The sequence below is a fragment of the Enterobacteriaceae bacterium ESL0689 genome (assembly GCA_029433525.1).
Taxonomy (GTDB): Bacteria; Pseudomonadota; Gammaproteobacteria; order Enterobacterales; family Enterobacteriaceae; genus JAQTIF01.
Genome location: JAQTIF010000002.1, coordinates 57,436 through 75,821, shown reverse-complemented (window position 1 = coordinate 75,821; position 18,386 = coordinate 57,436). Strand labels below are relative to the sequence as shown.

13 protein-coding genes and 1 pseudogene are annotated in these 18,386 nt (G+C 49.4%); 13 read left to right on the top strand and 1 reads right to left on the bottom strand.

The genetic code is table 11. The annotated features are described in order from the left end of the window. Positions 1 to 139 precede the first annotated feature (139 nt). Complete coding sequence (rpsA, locus tag PT300_12070; protein MDF7681281.1) at positions 140 to 1,813, top strand: 30S ribosomal protein S1; 1,674 nt, start codon at positions 140 to 142, stop codon at positions 1,811 to 1,813. 136 nt (positions 1,814 to 1,949) lie between these two features. After that, a complete protein-coding gene (ihfB, locus tag PT300_12065) occupies positions 1,950 to 2,237 on the top strand; it encodes an integration host factor subunit beta (protein MDF7681280.1) in 288 nt (95 codons plus the stop codon). Between the two features lie 112 nt (positions 2,238 to 2,349). On the opposite strand, the gene PT300_12060 is transcribed toward ihfB, so the two are convergent. After that, positions 2,350 to 3,043, bottom strand: a protein-coding gene (locus PT300_12060) for an IS1 family transposase (protein MDF7681279.1) whose coding sequence is annotated in 2 segments (ribosomal slippage) — positions 2,350 to 2,791 and positions 2,790 to 3,043 — 696 coding nt in all. Because the reading frame shifts where the segments join, the coding sequence is not laid out codon by codon here. Between the two features lie 57 nt (positions 3,044 to 3,100). Between PT300_12060 and PT300_12055 the strand changes: the two are divergent. From PT300_12055 to mukB, 11 genes and pseudogenes are all read left to right on the top strand, one after another. Continuing rightward, positions 3,101 to 3,514 (top strand): annotated as a pseudogene (locus tag PT300_12055) (omptin family outer membrane protease). Between the two features lie 359 nt (positions 3,515 to 3,873). Then, entirely contained in the window at positions 3,874 to 6,138 is a 2,265-nt protein-coding gene (locus PT300_12050) for a ComEC family protein (protein ID MDF7681278.1), read from the top strand. 36 nt (positions 6,139 to 6,174) lie between these two features. Next, positions 6,175 to 7,923 carry a lipid A ABC transporter ATP-binding protein/permease MsbA gene (gene msbA / locus PT300_12045; GenBank protein ID MDF7681277.1) on the top strand — a complete coding sequence of 583 codons (1,749 nt, stop codon included), beginning with the start codon at positions 6,175 to 6,177 and terminating at the stop codon, positions 7,921 to 7,923. Next, entirely contained in the window at positions 7,920 to 8,900 is a 981-nt protein-coding gene (gene lpxK / locus PT300_12040) for a tetraacyldisaccharide 4'-kinase (GenBank protein MDF7681276.1), read from the top strand. Before msbA ends, lpxK begins: the two co-directional genes overlap by 4 nt. A gap of 98 nt (positions 8,901 to 8,998) precedes the next feature. Continuing rightward, entirely contained in the window at positions 8,999 to 9,181 is a 183-nt protein-coding gene (gene ycaR / locus PT300_12035) for a protein YcaR (protein ID MDF7681275.1), read from the top strand. Further along, entirely contained in the window at positions 9,178 to 9,924 is a 747-nt protein-coding gene (gene kdsB / locus PT300_12030; GenBank protein MDF7681274.1) for a 3-deoxy-manno-octulosonate cytidylyltransferase, read from the top strand. The genes ycaR and kdsB overlap by 4 nt, the downstream gene beginning before the upstream one ends. A gap of 142 nt (positions 9,925 to 10,066) precedes the next feature. Continuing rightward, positions 10,067 to 10,960, top strand: coding sequence for a YcbJ family phosphotransferase (locus tag PT300_12025; GenBank protein ID MDF7681273.1), 894 nt, complete (start codon positions 10,067 to 10,069; stop codon positions 10,958 to 10,960). Between the two features lie 126 nt (positions 10,961 to 11,086). Next, complete coding sequence (gene cmoM, locus PT300_12020) at positions 11,087 to 11,860, top strand: tRNA uridine 5-oxyacetic acid(34) methyltransferase CmoM (protein MDF7681272.1); 774 nt, start codon at positions 11,087 to 11,089, stop codon at positions 11,858 to 11,860. Between the two features lie 3 nt (positions 11,861 to 11,863). Next, a complete protein-coding gene (gene mukF, locus PT300_12015; protein ID MDF7681271.1) occupies positions 11,864 to 13,186 on the top strand; it encodes a chromosome partition protein MukF in 1,323 nt (440 codons plus the stop codon). Continuing rightward, entirely contained in the window at positions 13,167 to 13,874 is a 708-nt protein-coding gene (gene mukE, locus PT300_12010) for a chromosome partition protein MukE (GenBank protein ID MDF7681270.1), read from the top strand. Before mukF ends, mukE begins: the two co-directional genes overlap by 20 nt. Beyond that, positions 13,871 to 18,316 carry a chromosome partition protein MukB gene (gene mukB / locus PT300_12005; GenBank protein MDF7681269.1) on the top strand — a complete coding sequence of 1,482 codons (4,446 nt, stop codon included), beginning with the start codon at positions 13,871 to 13,873 and terminating at the stop codon, positions 18,314 to 18,316. Before mukE ends, mukB begins: the two co-directional genes overlap by 4 nt. The last annotated feature ends 70 nt before the right edge of the window (positions 18,317 to 18,386 follow it).

Sequence of the window (18,386 nt, the reverse complement as noted above, 5' to 3'; positions counted from 1 at the left end):
GATAAAATAGCCTGTGAATTATGCTTGATAAATGAATTATGGTAGTACCCCGCTGCAATGGAATGACAACGGGTATGTTAAACAACCCCATCTGACACGGAGCCAGATGGACGTTAAATATGAAACCTGAAAATTAAACATGACTGAATCTTTTGCTCAACTGTTTGAAGAATCTTTAAAAGAGATCGAAACCCGTCCGGGTTCTATCGTTCGCGGTGTTGTTGTTGCTATCGACAAAGACGTTGTGCTGGTTGACGCGGGTCTGAAATCTGAATCCGCTATCCCGGCTGAACAGTTCAAAAATGCCCAGGGTGAACTGGAAATCCAGGTGGGCGATGAAGTTGACGTTGCACTGGACGCAGTAGAAGACGGCTTTGGTGAAACGCTGCTATCTCGTGAAAAAGCAAAACGTCACGAAGCCTGGATTACACTGGAAAAAGCTTATGAAGAAGCTGCAACTGTCGTCGGTATTATCAACGGCAAAGTTAAAGGTGGCTTCACTGTTGAGCTGAATGGTATTCGTGCATTCTTGCCAGGTTCCCTGGTTGACGTTCGCCCGGTACGTGACACATTGCACCTGGAAGGCAAAGAGCTTGAATTCAAAGTGATCAAGCTTGACCAGAAACGTAACAACGTCGTTGTTTCCCGCCGTGCTGTTATTGAATCTGAAAATAGTGCAGAACGTGACCAACTGCTGGAAAACCTGCAGGAAGGCATGGAAGTCAAAGGGATCGTTAAGAACCTCACAGATTACGGCGCTTTTGTCGATCTGGGCGGTGTCGATGGTCTTTTACATATTACTGATATGGCATGGAAGCGTGTTAAGCATCCAAGCGAAATCGTCAATGTAGGCGATGAAATCACCGTTAAAGTGCTGAAATTTGATCGTGAGCGTACCCGTGTCTCGCTGGGACTGAAACAGCTGGGTGAAGACCCATGGGTGGCTATCGCTAAACGTTATCCGGAAAGCACCAGACTCACTGGTCGCGTCACTAACCTGACGGATTACGGCTGCTTTGTTGAGATCGAAGAAGGCGTTGAAGGGCTGGTTCATGTTTCTGAAATGGACTGGACCAACAAAAATATTCATCCTTCTAAAGTCGTTAACGTGGGTGACGTTGTCGAAGTGATGGTTCTGGATATCGACGAAGAACGCCGTCGTATTTCACTGGGACTGAAGCAGTGCAAATCTAACCCGTGGCAGCAGTTTGCCGAAACCCATAATAAGGGTGATCGGGTTGAAGGTAAGATCAAATCTATCACTGACTTTGGTATCTTCATCGGTCTCGATGGTGGTATTGATGGTCTGGTTCATCTGTCTGATATCTCCTGGAACGTTGCTGGCGAAGAAGCCGTTCGTGATTACAAAAAAGGTGACGAAATCGCCGCTGTTGTTCTCCAGGTGGATGCTGAGCGTGAGCGTATTTCTCTGGGCGTTAAACAACTTGCAGAAGATCCGTTCAACAACTGGGTTGCGGTGAACAAGAAAGGTGCCATCGTTACCGGTAAAGTGACCGCGGTTGATGCGAAAGGTGCAACTATTGAGTTAGCTGACGGTGTTGAAGGTTATCTGCGTGCCTCTGAAGCTTCCCGTGACCGTGTTGAAGATGCAACTCAGGTGTTAAGCGTTGGCGATACAATCGAAGCGAAATTCACCGGTGTTGATCGTAAAAATCGCGCCATCAGTCTGTCAATTCGTGCTAAAGACGAAGCCGATGAGAAAGATGCTATCGCGACGGTTAATAAGCAGGAAGAAGCAAGCTTCTCTAACAACGCAATGGCTGAAGCTTTCAAAGCAGCGAAAGGCGAGTAATCTTCACGCTGTCGGGATACATCACCGACAGAACAAGCAGTTTACTTGACAGATTACACCATTCGTTCTGTAATCAAATAGAAAGGGCGACTCTTGTCGCCCTTATTTAACATTTGCCTGAAAAAACGGAGGAATAATGACCAAGTCAGAATTAATAGAAAGACTTGCTAGCCAGCAATCTCATATTTCTGCGAAAACAGTGGAAGATGCTGTTAAAGAAATGCTGGAACTTATGGCCTCAACGCTTGCTGAGGGTGAACGTATTGAAATCCGTGGTTTTGGTAGTTTCTCGCTGCATTATCGCGCTCCCCGTATCGGACGTAATCCGAAAACGGGTGATAAAGTTGAACTGGAAGGAAAATACGTTCCGCATTTTAAACCGGGTAAAGAATTACGCGACCGGGCAAATATTAATGGCGAGTAGCTCTATACTACAGTGATAATTACATTTTGATGATATAAAAATGCTTACCAGGGAATAAAACCAGCCAGTATATTAACTGGCTGGGTGATGTATTCAATGTGTTTATTTCGTCTCAAACATAATATTCGCGCTCAATAAAAGTACCAATGATCCTGTCATGCATTTCAAAAGATTTTGAGTACCCCAGAGTCTTACGATTCAGTCGCTTTAATCGGTTACGCAAATTCAGGTTTTCCCGTTCAATCCGCTGTGTATAAAGCTTACCCCTGATATGTTTTTCATCCGGCAGCAGATCATAAGCACTGAAGTTATCGGTACACCAGAAGGCAACATTAAAACCTGACAATAATTTCAGTAACCTGCGCAGTGTCTTTTTGCTTCTGCGTCCAAAAGTATGAGCAATAATTCGTTTGAGGCGAGGCTCCCATGCATACCACAGCCAGCGTTGCTGCTTTTTACTGCCGACAAAAGACCACATCTCATCCACTTCACAGATAAGCTGGATTTGCTGATTATCCAGCGGAAACGTGGTTACACATCGTGGGGCGAGTTTTTAAAGTGCGGACAACGGCATTAATGCTGATATGCAGAGTCCTTGCGGTATCGCGGATACCGGCATTATTCATGGCAAGGTCAACAATTTGTTCTTTCATGCCGGGCTGGCAGGCACGGTAAGCGTAATCGACCTGGAAAGTACGGCAGCATGACTGACAGCGATAGCGCTGAAATCCAGCTTTGCCCAGACCATGCTTTTTAACGGGTTCAGTTTGTTGACAAAACGGGCATGTTACATCAATTTTAGCCATCTGGCGCACCGGTTAAAAAGAGTGATTATACAACATGATAAACACGTTGAATACATGACCGGCCATTTTCCGTCCGGTGAACGTGTCGGTGCTTATAGCCAGCGTTTCTCCATGCCATACATCGGTCTGGTGGGTCGTTATCGTATCAATGATTTTGAATTTAATGCCATGTTTAAGTACAGTGACTGGGCTCAGGCACATGACAATGATGAGCACTACCTGCGTGAATTGACCTTCCGTGAAAAAGCCAATAATTTGCGTTATTACGGTACGTCGATTGATGCTGGATATTATATCACACCAAACGCTAAGGTATTTGCTGAAATGACTTACAGTAAATATGAAGAAGCTAAGGGTGGGACTGAAATGATTGATCGCGACAGTCAGAGTTCTGCCTACTATGGCGGGGATGTAGCGGGTATATTAAATAAAAATTATACTGTTACGGCTGGGTTAGAATATCGTTTCTAATTAATTATCTATATCGCATAAAAGTAATAATATGTGATCGATAAGATAAATATAAGGCATGATTGTTATCTGATAATACATGCCTCATATTTTGATAAAATGTTATATTATTGTTTTATTGCTGATCTTAAAGTGTAAGAATATTATGTGATTGCCCACTGATTTTGTTCTGATATAGCACTGCTGACATCCTTCTCTTCAGAACGCTTTCGCCTGCTATTTTCATCCTGGCTCACAAAAAATTCTCTTTTTTGCTGCAAGCGAAAAAGATCTCCGGAAATGGCATTCAGGATCGATTAAACGATAGCTGACAATCGCCCGGCTTAGCGTGATAGTGCCTGCTAAACAAGGAGGAAGAGATGCGTTTACCACAGCTTGCCGGATGTGTGATAAGTGGAATGTTACCGTTGCTGGTATTACCTGAACTGCCAGAACTGATCATTATTCAGGTTATTATCGGCGGTGCTGTACTCTTGTCTTGTTACCGGAGATGGTCTGCCCGTTATCTGGCGCTGGTGATGCTGTTTTTCGCCTGGGGAATACTGCATGCGCAGCAAGCATTATGGCCAGTCAAAGCATTATCCGGTAGCAACCGACAGTTAGAAGTGGTGTTGACGGCCACCGATGGTGAGAAAACGCATCAGGGCAATATCGTCCGCCTGAATGGAAAAAGATTATTTCCGCCAGCTGGTGTCACATTTTATGGCCGTCCGTTGCCTGAGCCTCCTTGCGCCGGGCAACGCTGGGAAATGACCGCCCGATTGCGGCCCGTACATAGTCAACTTAATGAAGGCGGTTTTGACAGTCAGCGCTACGCACTGGCTCAGCATCGTGTATTAACCGGATACTTTACCTCGGCAAAAGGGAGGAATTTACAATGTAGCTGGCGGGCACGCTATCTGACATCGTTAACCGATGTGTTAAAACAATTTGACTGGCAACCGGTCATCCTGGGACTCGGTATGGGAGAACGGCTGGTGGTGCCTGGAGAAATCACCAGGCTGATGCAGCACACAGGAACTTCCCATCTGATGGCAATATCCGGACTACATATCGCACTCGGCGCATTGCTGGGTGGCTTAGTGGTGCGTGGCGTGCAATTTTTCTTCCCTTGTCGCTGGATTGGCTGGCGGCTACCGCTGCTGACAGGACTGGCAGGCGCGATATTCTATGCCTGGTTAACAGGTATGCAGCCACCTGCGTTACGCACCTGTGTTGCGTTAACCGTCGGTGTAGCGCTGCGTTTATCCGGCAAAAACTGGTCATCCTGGCAAATATTTGCATGTTGTTTCGCGGCTATTCTTTTTGTCGATCCACTGGCGATATTATCTGACAGTTTATGGTTATCGCTGTTTGCTGTCGCGACATTGATTTTCTGGTATCAACTGGCGCCTGTTGCTCTGAGTTGCCGTTCATGGCTATTGCGGCAGACGATAGCGTTAGCCCATCTACAGTTTGGTTTGCTCATTCTGTTATTGCCCTTACAGATTTTTCTTTTTCATGGCATAAGCTTAACGTCATGGTTAGCCAATCTCGTCGCTGTACCATTAGTGACGTTTGTTATTGTGCCGCTGATTCTTGCAGCTATGCTGTTACACCTTTGCGGCCCGGTGATAGTGGAAATGGCGCTATGGTGGCTGGCAGATCGGCTCCTGGCAATATTATTCGCTTTTTTACGTTATCTCCCGCCGGGCTGGTTAACGCTGGATAATCGATGGTTAATGGTCAGTATTCTGCCCTGGCTAATGATGCTGGCCTGGCGTTTTCAGGGCTGGCGCACTTTTCCGGCTCTCTGTCTGAGTTGTACGATCCTGGCGAGCAGGCCGTTCTGGCGTAATGCGACCGGGGATGAATGGCGGGTATCGATGCTGGATGTCGGGCAAGGGCTGGCGCTGGTTATTGAACGCCAGGGAGCGGCTATTCTCTATGATACCGGGACAGCCTGGCCGGGGGGCGATAGTGGTCAACAGATTATTGCTCCATGGTTGCGCTGGCATCATTTACATCCGGAAGGCATTATTTTAAGCCATGAACACCTTGACCACCGGGGGGGATTAGATTCACTGAAACAAATCTGGCCTGCCATATGGGTTCGTAGCTCACTGAATTGGGCGGGGCATCTCCGTTGTCAAAAAGGTGAAAGCTGGCAGTGGCGTGGCTTAACTTTTCGCGCACTCTGGCCATGGCCGGGAATCAAGGTGAGCGCGAATGATCGCTCCTGCGTTGTGCGTATTGATGATGGTAAGAACAGCATCCTGTTGACCGGGGATATTGAGATGCCTGCGGAAAAACTGATATCCGCTGATGACAACGCGCCTGTAACAGCCACCCTGATTCAGGTGCCTCACCACGGTAGCAATACCTCCTCTTCGCTCGCATTATTGCGCCGCATACAGGGAAAGGCAGCACTGGCTTCACTTTCTCGCTATAATGCGTGGCATATGCCGTCAGCTAAAGTGGTACAACGCTATCGGCAACAAGGGTATCAGTGGCTCGATACCCCGCATCAGGGCCAAATGACGGTCATATTTTCTTCTGCAGGCTGGCATATCCAGAGCTTTCGAACACAAATGCAGCCACGCTGGTATCATCAGTGGTTTGGCGAGATTACGGATAACAGGTAGAATATGCGGCTATTTCAACATAATCTGGTTTATTGAATGCACAACGATAAAGATCTCTCTACGTTGAAAACCTTTCATCGACTCTTGCCGCTCATTGCACCGTTTAAAGCCGGACTGATCGTAGCAGCAGTCGCGTTAGTGTTTAATGCGGCTAGTGATGCCTTCATGATATCGCTTCTTAAACCGTTGCTGGACGAAGGTTTTGGTAAAACAGATCGCTCGGTATTGCTGTGGATGCCACTGATCGTGATAGGGTTGATGATACTGCGTGGTATCACCAGCTATATATCCAGTTACTGTATCTCCTGGGTTTCTGGCAAAGTGGTCATGACCATGCGCCGCCGCCTGTTTAATCATATGATGGGTATGCCCGTATCGTTCTTTGATAAACAGTCGACAGGGACTTTACTGTCACGTATTACCTATGATTCTGAACAGGTTGCCTCCTCCTCTTCCGGTGCCCTGATCACCGTGGTGCGCGAAGGCGCGTCGATTATCGGCCTGTTCGCGATGATGTTTTACTATAGCTGGCAGCTCTCGTTAATCCTGATTGTGCTGGCACCGATAGTGTCGATCACTATCCGGATGGTTTCAAAACGTTTCCGTCTTATCAGTAAAAATATGCAGAATGCGATGGGACAGGTGGCGACCAGTGCTGAACAGATGCTGAAAGGGCATAAAGAAGTCCTGATGTTTGGCGGACAATCGGTTGAAGCTAAACGTTTTGATAAAGTCAGTAACAAAATGCGTTTGCAGGGGATGAAAATGGTATCAGCATCCTCTATTTCCGATCCAGTGATTCAGCTTATCGCTTCTCTGGCATTAGCCTTTGTTCTCTATGCGGCGAGTTTTCCGAGTGTGATGGATAAATTAACGGCGGGGACTATCACCGTTGTCTTTTCCTCCATGATTGCATTAATGCGCCCACTAAAATCACTGACCAATGTTAACGCTCAGTTCCAGCGCGGAATGGCTGCTTGCCAGACATTGTTTGCTATTCTCGACTCGGAACAGGAAAAAGACGAAGGTCAACGGGTGATAACCCGGGCGAAAGGACAGCTGGCCTTTCACAATGTCACGTTTACCTATCCGGGACGTGAAATACCCGCATTGCACAATATCAATCTGAATATTGAGGAGGGCAAAACCATTGCACTTGTGGGGCGCTCCGGGTCGGGTAAATCGACTATCGCCAGCTTGATTACGCGCTTTTATGATATTAATGAAGGGCAAATAACCTTAGATGGCCATGATCTGCGTGAGTATACATTGTCGTCTTTACGTAATCAGGTGGCGCTGGTGTCGCAAAATGTACATCTGTTTAACGACACCATCGCCAATAATATCGCTTATGCGCGCACGGAAGAATATAGTCGTGAGCAAATTGAAAAAGCAGCACATATGGCTTATGCCATGGATTTTATTAATAAAATGGAACATGGCCTCGATACGGTTATCGGAGAAAATGGAGTGCTGCTTTCAGGTGGTCAGCGCCAGCGTATCGCTATCGCACGGGCATTGCTACGTAACAGCCCCATCCTGATCCTCGATGAAGCAACGTCGGCACTGGATACGGAATCTGAGCGTGCTATTCAGGCTGCACTGGATGAACTACAGAAAAACCGGACATCGCTGGTGATTGCACATCGGCTGTCAACCATCGAACAAGCCGATGAAATTGTGGTGGTGGAAGAGGGGCGCATTGTTGAGCGAGGCAATCATGCTCAACTGCTGGCTTTGCGGGGTGTGTATGCACAATTACATAAATTACAATTTGGCCAATGATTGCGCGTATCTGGTCGGGTGAATCGCCGATATGGCGTCTGCTTTTACCGCTGTCTTTACTCTATGGTCTGGTGAGCGGTATCGTCCGCCTCAGCTATCATCTGGGGCTAAGGAAAGTCTGGCGGGCACCGGTGCCGGTTGTAGTGGTGGGCAACCTCACGGCAGGAGGTAATGGTAAGACGCCGGTTGTTATCTGGCTGGTGGAACAACTTCAGCAGCGCGGTATTCGGGTCGGTGTCGTATCGCGTGGTTATGGTGGCAAAGCGACACACTACCCATTATTGCTTAATGAGCATACGACGACCACTGAGGCAGGAGACGAACCGGTACTGATTTTTCAGCGTACCGGTGCGCCGGTTGCTGTATCGCCAGTACGTCGTGAAGCGATACAGGCGTTGCTTGCGGCCCATGATTTACAGATCATCGTGACAGATGATGGGTTACAACACTACTCACTGGCGCGCGATAAAGAAATTGTCGTTATTGATGGCGAACGCCGTTTTGGCAATGGCTGGTGGTTGCCAGCCGGGCCGATGCGTGAACGTGCTTCACGTTTACGCTGTGTCGATGCGATCATTGTTAATGGTGGTGTGGCTCAGAAGGGCGAGATCCCGATGCAGCTCCAGCCAGCGCTGGCGGTCAATCTGCTGACCGGGGAACGGCGTCAGGTTTCGTCATTTGATAATCTGGTGGCGATGGCGGGTATCGGCTATCCCCCCCGCTTTTTTGCTACGCTAGAAAGTTGTGGCGTCCAGCCGGTCAAAACCATTGCCCTCGCCGATCACCAGATATTCACACCCGCAAGCGTTGCCACTTTTGCGACGGAGCAACAAACATTGTTGATGACCGAGAAGGACGCCGTAAAATGTCGCCCCTTTGCTAAAGCAAACTGGTGGTATTTACCGGTTGATGCCACTATCGCCGAACAGCACGCCCGGCCGCTACTCACTGACCTGTTGCGGTTAATACCCCAGTAGTTTGTCTGTGCCACTGGCATAACGGGGGAGTCAGATCCCGCAATGGGTCATCCTGTGATATGCTGCGCTGGAATTTATTAGATCCATCAGGAGGAATCATGGATCACCGTTTACTGGAAATTATTGCCTGTCCTGTTTGTAATGGTAAGCTCTGTTACGACCAGAAGAAGCAAGAGCTGGTATGTAAAATTGATCATCTGGTTTTTCCCGTGCGAGACGGCATTCCGGTATTGCTGGAAACAGAAGCCAGGGCATTAACGACTGAAGAGAGTCCCTCATGAGTTTCGTAGTTATTATTCCCGCGCGTTTTGCCTCTACACGTTTACCGGGTAAACCGTTACAGGATATCAATGGAAAACCAATGATTGTGCATGTGCTGGAACGGGCACGTGAATCTGGCGCTGAACGCATTATTATCGCCACGGATCATCCTGAGGTGGCGCGTGTTACGGAAGCCGCGGGGGGGGAAGTCTGCATGACGCGAAGCGATCACCAGTCCGGTACCGAACGTCTGGCGGAAGTGGTCGAAAAATGTGCTTTCAACGATGACGCGATTATCGTCAATATTCAGGGGGATGAGCCGATGATCCCGCCGGTCATTGTTCGCCAGGTGGCAAAAAATCTGGCTGATAACCTCTGTGGTATGGCGACCCTGGTCGTACCGGTCGATGATGCGCAGGAAGCCTTTAATCCGAACGCGGTGAAAGTGGTCACCGATGCTCAGGGTTATGCGCTCTACTTTTCCCGCGCGACGATCCCGTGGGATCGTGACCGCTTTGCGCAATCTCATGAGGTCATTGGCGACTCACTGTTACGTCATATCGGAATCTATGCTTATCGCGCTGGTTTTATCCGCCGCTATGTTAACTGGGCACCGAGCCCGCTGGAGCAGATCGAAATGCTGGAACAGTTGCGGGTATTATGGTACGGCGAAAAAATTCATGTGGCGATAGCCGCCCAAACACCGGGTATTGGGGTTGATACACCAGAAGATTTGGCCGCTGTGCGTGAACGACTGCGTTAAACGCCTGTCCTTGATGATAAACGGGGATTGAGCTGATCTTTATTCCCCGTTTTCCCCGCATGTTTTTGCGCTTACCCAATGACATTCCGGTTTTGGATACGCATTATAATAAAATCAGAAGTCGTTACCGGGATAATCTATGATGGAACAGTTGCGCAGAGAACTCAGCCATTTACTGGGGGAAAAACTCAGCCGCATGGAGTGTGTCAGCGAAAACCCTTCATCGACCCTGTGGTCATTATACGATGTGCAGGGTAATCCATTACCGTTACTGGCTAAAAGTTTTACCACCCCTGGCGTTGCTCATCAGCTAGCGTGGAAAATTTCGATGCTGACCCAGAGTGGCAGCGTGCGTATGCCGATAGTCTACGGTGTGTTGACACATGAAGATCACCCGGCTCCCGATGTTGTATTAATTGAGCGGTTACGGGGCGTCTCTGCAGAAGTCCCGGCTCGCACGCCACAACGCCGGGAACAGTTGCAGGAGCAGATTGTTGAGGCGCTTCTGGCCTGGCATCGGCATGGCAGCGGCGGTTGTGTCGGTATGATCGACAGTGCTCAGGAGAATGTCTGGCCAAAGTGGTACGGTCAACACGTCGAAATGCTGTGGAGTACCCTTAATTTATGTCAGCCCAGCGGTTTGACGATGCAGGATAAGCAGCTGTTATTCCGTTCCCGTGAATGTCTGCCGGATCTGTTTCATGGATTTAATGATAACTGTGTGTTGGTACACGGCAATTTTACGTTACGTAGCATGCTGAAAGAGACGCGCAGCGACCAGTTACTGGCGATTGTCGGAGCGGGTATGATGCTGTGGGCACCGCGAGAATATGAATTATTTCGCTTATCTGATGGCGGACAGGAAGAACAGCTATTATGGCACTATCTCCGTCGGGCACCGGTAGCCGAATCCTTCCTGTGGCGGCGCTGGCTTTATTTGTTATGGGATGAAGTGGATAAACTGGTGAATCGTCGGCAATTTGATCGTGCGCGTTTTCAGCTGGCGGCAAAATCACTTTTACCCTGGCTCAGCTGATGGCTTATCCCTGAGCTTCTTTTTTAACCAGATAAACCGCGTTATCTTCATATTTTATAACGGATTGCTTCATTCTCAGCGTGGGTATGACAAAATAGCCGCTTGCTATTGGCAGAGGAGTGGTCGGTGCAGGATCGTAATTTTGATGACATCGCGGAAAAATTTTCACGCAATATTTATGGCACCACCAAGGGTGCACTGCGTCAGGCGATCCTCTGGCAGGATCTACAACCGTTACTGAACCCGGTCAGGCCTCTGAACATTCTTGATGCGGGCGGTGGTGAAGGACAAATGGCGATCAGAGTGGCTGAAATGGGGCATCATGTGACGTTATGCGATATTTCTGCTGAAATGATAACCCGCGCCCGACAGGCAGCCGTCGATAAAGGGGTGGCGGACCAGATCGATTTTGTACACTGCCCGGCGCAGGAGGTGGTGCAGCATTTAGCCTGCCCGGTTGATTTGATATTATCCCATGCTGTGCTGGAGTGGGTGGTGGAGCCTCAGGCCATGTTACAGGCGCTGTGGTCGGTATTACGGCCCGGTGGGGAGTTGTCATTAATGTTCTACAATGCTAACGGATTGCTGATGCACAACATCATCGCCGGAAACTTCGATTATGTGCAACGCGGTATGCCGAAAAGGAAAAAGCGGACGTTATCGCCCGACTTCCCGCGTCAGCCTCAACAAGTCTATCGCTGGCTGGAAGAGGCGGGCTGGCAAATTACCGGCAAAATCGGTGTACGGGTATTTCATGATTATCTGCGGGAAAAATATCAACAGCATGATAATTTTAATGCACTGCTGGAACTGGAAACACGCTATTGCCGTCAGGAGCCATATATCAGCCTCGGCCGTTATATCCATGTCACCGCGCGTAAGCCGCAGAGGCAAAAATAAAATATGAGTGAACTTTCTCAGACCGTCCCTGAGCTGGTCGCCTGGACCCGGAAAAATGCGTTTTCGCTCGTGCTCCCGGTGGACAGGCTCTCTTTTTTACTCGCCATTGCGACGCTCAATAGTGAGCGTCTGGCTGGCGAAATGACCGAAGGAGAGCTGGTGGATGCATTTCGTCACGTCAGTGATGGATTTGAACAAACCAGCGAAACGATCAGTCAGCGTGCTAATAATGCGATTAACGATATGGTGCGTCAGCGTTTGCTTAACCGCTTTACCAGTGAAAGCGCGGAAGGCAATGCTATCTATCGCCTGACGCCGTTAGCGATTGGTATTAGCGATTATTATATTCGCCAGCGTGAATTTTCTACCCTACGGCTCTCGATGCAGCTCTCTATCGTGGCCGGAGAACTCAAAAGCGCTGCCGATTCTGCGGAAGAGGACGGTGATGACATTCACTGGCACCGTCATGTTTTCGCGCCTCTGAAATACTCAGTGGCTGAGATTTTTGACAGTATTGATCTGACACAGCGCATCATGGATGAACAGCAGCAACAGGTAAAAGAGGATATTGCCCAGTTACTGAATAAAGACTGGCGCGCCGCTATCTCAAGCTGTGAGTTATTATTGTCCGAGACCTCCGTCACCCTGCGTGAATTGCAGGATACGCTGGATGCCGCAGGTGACAAACTACAGGCCAGTCTGTTGAGAATTCAGGATGCCACCATGGCACGCCGTGACCTGCATTTTATTGATCGTCTGGTTTTTGAATTACAAAACAAGCTTGATCGCATCGTCAGCTGGGGCCAGCAGACGATTGACTTGTGGATTGGCTATGATCGCCACGTCCACAAATTCATCCGTACCGCGATTGATATGGATAAAAACCGGGTATTTGCCCAGCGTCTGCGCCAGTCGATTCAGCGCTATCTGGATACGCCCTGGGCGTTGACTTACGCCAGTGCTGATCGCTTGCTGGATATGCGCGATGAAGAGATGACATTATGTGACGCAGAGGTCACCGGAGAACTGCCAGCGGCGCTGGAATATGAAGAGTTTAATCAGCTACGCGACCAGCTTGCGGCACTGATTGAAGCCCAGCTTGTGGTCTATAGAGAGAAAAATATCCCACTGGATCTGGCCCTGATAATGCGTGAATATCTGGCACAGTATCCTCGTGCACACCAGTTCGATGTTGCGCGAATTGTTGTCGACCAGGCCGTCACTCTGGGTGTGGCGCAAGCCGATTTTAGTGGGTTACCAGCCAAATGGCAGCCAATTAATGATTACGGAGCCAGGGTACAGGCGCATGTCATTGACAAATATTGAACAAATTATGCCAGTCAAGCTGGCACAGGCATTAACCAGTCCATTATTTCCGGCACTGGATAGCGCCCTGCGGGCAGGTCGCCATATCGCGCTGGACGAACTGGATAATCACGCTTTTTTGATGGATTTTCAGGATAGTCTGGAGTTCTTTTACGCCCGTTATAATGTAGAACTCATCCGTGCGCCGGAAGGCTTTTTTTATTTGCGCCCACGTTCCACGACATTAATTCCACGCTCAGTCCTCTCCGAACTGGATATGATGGTGGGAAAAATTCTCTGCTATCTCTACCTTAGCCCGGAACGACTGGCTAATGAGGGGATCTTTAGCCAGCAGGAACTCTACGATGAGCTACTGACGCTGGCGGATGAAGCGAAATTGCTCAAGCTGGTGAACAATCGTTCGACAGGATCGGATTTCGATCGCCAGAAGTTGCAGGAAAAACTCCGCGCGTCACTGCACCGTCTGCGGCGTCTCGGTATGGTGTGGTTTGTCGGTAATGACAGTGGCAAATTTCGGATCACTGAATCTGTTTTCCGTTTCGGTGCCGATGTCCGTAGCGGCGATGATCCACGCGAAGCGCAGTTGCGAATGATCCGTGATGGAGAAGCGATAGCGCTGGAAAATCATTTACAACTCAACGATGAAAATAAAGAAAATCAGGCGGATAGTGGAGAAGAAGAGTCATGACAGAACGCGGCAAATTTCGCTCGCTTACCCTGGTTAACTGGAATGGTTTTTTTGCTCGTACCTTTGATCTGGATGAGTTAGTGACCACGCTCTCTGGCGGTAATGGTGCAGGAAAGTCCACCACCATGGCCGCTTTTATTACCGCACTGATCCCCGATCTGACGCTGCTGCATTTTCGCAATACCACCGAAGCGGGTGCCACCAGTGGTTCGCGGGATAAGGGGCTGCATGGTAAGTTACGTGCTGGCGTCTGTTATTCAGTGCTGGATGTGATCAACTCATACCATCAGCGGATCATTGTCGGTGTACGTTTACAGCAGATAGCTGGTCGTGATCGCAAAGTTGATATCAAACCCTTTGCTATCCAGGGACTGGCAATGAACACACAGTCTGTCCAGCTACTGACGGAGACGCTGAACGAACACCAGGCGCGGGTGCTGAGCCTGAACGAACTAAAAGAGAAGCTCGAATTAACCGAAGGCGTGCAGTTCCGGACATTTAACTCGATCACTGATTATCATGCGCTGATGTTTGATCTGGGCGTGGTGGCCCGTCGTCTGCGTACCGCCGCTGATCGCAGCAAATATTATCGTCTGATCGAAGCCTCATTGTATGGCGGGATCTCCAGTACCATCACCCGATCACTGCGCGATTATCTTCTGCCGGAAAACAGTGGAGTACGCAAAGCGTTTCAGGACATGGAAGCGGCGTTACGCGAAAATCGCATGACCCTCGAAGCCATCCGTGTCACCCAGTCGGATCGCGATCTGTTTAAACATCTGATCAGCGAAGCGACAAACTATGTGGCAGCAGACTATATGCGCCATGCCAATGAACGCCGTATTCATCTGGATGAAGCACTGGCCTATCGCCATGATCTTTTCACTTCCCGGGTCGCACTGGCCACAGAACAGATCCGCCATGTCGATATGGCGCGTGAACTGGAGGAACGTAATGGGGCAGAACGTGATCTGGAAGCCGATTATCAGGCAGCCAGTGATCATCTGAACCTGGTACAAACTGCACTACGACAGCAGGAAAAAATCGCCCGCTATGAAGAGGATCTTGATGAACTGGCCGGGCGTCTTGAAGAACAGAATGAAGTTGTCGCTGAAGCCATCGATTCACAACAGCAAAATGAAGCACGGGTGGAAGCGGCAGAACAGGAAGTCGATGAGCTGAAAAACCAGCTGGCTAATTATCAGCAGGCACTGGATGTGCAGCAGACACGTACTCTTCAGTACCAGCAGGCGTTGCAGGCGCTGGAGCGGGCGAAGGCATTGTGTCAGCTGGTGGATTTAACGCCGGAAAATGCCACTCAATGGCTGGAAACATTCCAGCTTAAAGAGCAGCAAGCGACGGAAAAAATGTTGTCGCTGGAACAAAAAATCAGCGTTGCGCAAACGGCACACAGTCAGTTTGAACAAGCCTACCAGCTGGTGACGGCGATCAATGGCCCACTGGCACGCGATGAGGCGTGGGATATTGCGCGCGCCCTGTTACGCGATAGTGTTAATCAGCGTTATCTGGCAGAGCAGGTTCCCGGACTGCGTCGTCGCCTTGATGAACTGGAGCAGCGTTTGCGTCAACAACAGGATGCTGAACATCAGTGGCAGGCGTTCTGTAAGCATCAGGGAAAGCATTACGCCATAGAAGAACTACCGACACAGCATCAGGTACTGGAAGCGAGTGTCGCGGCGTTATCTGACACGGTTGCTTCTGCCAGTGAACAACGTCTGACTCTGCGCCAGCAAATAGAGCAGCTGCAGTCACAAATTCAAACCTTACGCCAGCATGCCCCTGTCTGGCTGGCGGCGCAGAATAGCCTTAATCAGTTATCTGAACAGAGCGGAGAACATTTTTCCTCCAGTCAACAGGTGACGGAATACCTGCAGCAATTGCTGGAGCGTGAGCGTGAGGCTATCGTGGAACGTGACGAAGTGGCTGCACGCAGACGGGCGATCGATGAAGAGATTGAACGTCTGAGCCAGCCTGGCGGCTCCGAAGATCCCCGTCTTAATGCACTGGCCGAACGTTTTGGCGGTGTCCTGTTATCGGAGATCTATGATGATGTCAGCCTTGATGACGCGCCTTATTTCTCGGCCTTGTACGGGCCATCACGCCATGCGATTGTGGTGCCTGATCTGTCACAAATTGCTGAGCAACTTGCCGGACTGGAAGAGTGTCCGGAAGATCTTTATTTGATTGAAGGCGATCCACAATCCTTTGATGACAGCGTCTTTAGTGTCGATGAACTGGAAAAAGCGGTCGTCGTCAAGGTCGCTGATCGTCAGTGGCGCTATTCACGTTTTCCGGTACTACCGCTGTTTGGTCGTGCGGCGCGTGAAAGCCGGATTGAACATCTCCACAGCGAACGTGAAGCATTATCCGCGCGTTTTGCGGTACTGTCTTTTGATGTCCAGAAAACGCAGCGCCAGCATCAGGCTTTCAGCCAGTTTATTGGCAGCCATCTGGCGGTGGCTTTTGAAGATGATCCGGAAGAGAGAATGCGTCATCTGAACAACCAGCGTAGTGAGCTGGAACGCACGCTCAATAATCATGAAAACGATAACCAGCATAATCGGACACAGTATCAGCAGGCACAGGAAGGCATTGCCATGCTCAACCGGCTGTTGCCTCAGCTTAATTTGCTGGCAGATGATACCCTGGTTGATCGTGTTGACGAGATCCAGCAGCATCTGGATGAAGCCGAAGAGGCGGCACGCTTTATTCAGCAACATGGTCAGCAGCTGGCGCAACTGGAGCCGATAGCAGGAGTATTGCAAAGCGACCCGCAGCAATATGAACAGCTGACCAAAGATTATGCCCTGGCGCAACAGCGGCAGAGTGATGCGCACCAGCAGGTTTTTACACTGAGCGAAGTGGTGCAGCGTCGTGCCCATTTCAGCTACTCCGATTCTGCAGAGATGTTGAGCGACAGCAGTGATCTGAATGAGAAACTGCGTCAGCGCCTCGAACAGGCAGAAAGTGAGCGTAGCCAGAGTCGTGAAATATTGCGTCATCACACCGCGCAACTGAATCAGTATAATCAGTTGCTGGTATCATTAAAAAGCGCCTGGGAGACCAAAAAAGAGTTGCTCGACGACTTGCATCAGGAGTTGCAGGCGATGGGTGTCCGTGCTGATGAAGGGGCACAAGAGCGTGCTTGCTTGCGTCGTGATGAACTTCATGCTCAGCTCAGTCATAACCGGACACGGCGTAATCAGTTAGAGAAAGCGCTAACACTCTGTGAAACCGAAAGCGAGAATTTGCTACGCAAATTACGCAAGCTGGAACGCGATTACAGCGAAATGCGCAACCAGGTGGTGTGTGCCAAAGCGGGCTGGTGTGCCGTCATGCGACTGGTAAAAGATAATGGCGTCGAGCGTCGTTTACATCGTCGTGAGCTGGCTTATCTCTCTGCGGATGAACTACGTTCGATGTCGGATAAAGCACTGGGGGCATTACGTCTGGCGGTGGCGGATAACGAGCATCTGCGTGATGTGCTGCGTGTTTCGGAAGATCCGAAGCGTCCTGAACGTAAAATTCAGTTCTTTGTCGCGGTTTATCAGCATTTACGTGAGCGTATCCGTCAGGACATTATCCGTACCGATGATCCCGTTGAAGCGATAGAACAAATGGAGATCGAACTCAATCGTCTGACGGAAGAATTAACCAATCGTGAGCAAAAACTGGCGATCAGTTCGCGTAGTGTCGCTAATATTATCCGCAAAACCATTCAGCGCGAGCAGAATCGTATTCGGATACTCAATCAGGGGCTGCAAAATGTCTCCTTTGGTCAGGTCAACAGTGTCCGGCTGAATGTGAATGTGCGCGAAAGCCATTCGACGCTCTTGAGTGTATTATCTGAACAGCATGAGCAGCACCAGGATCTGTTTAACAGCAATCGTTTGACTTTTTCTGAAGCACTGGCGAAATTATATCAGCGTCTGAATCCCCAGATTGATATCGGACAACGGACGCCACAAACTGTCGGTGAAGAGTTACTGGATTATCGTAACTATCTGGAAATGGAAGTTGAAGTCAATCGTGGATCGGATGGCTGGTTGCGTGCTGAGTCGGGTGCGCTGTCAACGGGGGAAGCTATCGGTACCGGGATGTCGATTCTGGTGATGGTGGTACAAAGCTGGGAAGATGAGTCACGCCGTCTGCGTGGTAAAGATCTCTCACCGTGCCGCTTACTGTTCCTTGATGAAGCGGCACGTCTCGATGCCCGCTCGATCGCCACGCTCTTTGAGTTATGCGAGCGTCTGGAGATGCAGCTCATTATTGCGGCACCAGAAAACATCAGTCCGGAAAAAGGCACAACCTACAAACTGGTACGTAAAGTTTTCAATCATCATGAACATGTTCATGTTGTTGGATTACGTGGATTTACGGTCAAGGATTCAGAAACGGCAGAGAGCGCTCAATTATCATGATGCCTTGACAGATTGAATGATTCAGGGAAGATTCATACATCGATAATAATGATGTGTTTCTATACGATAA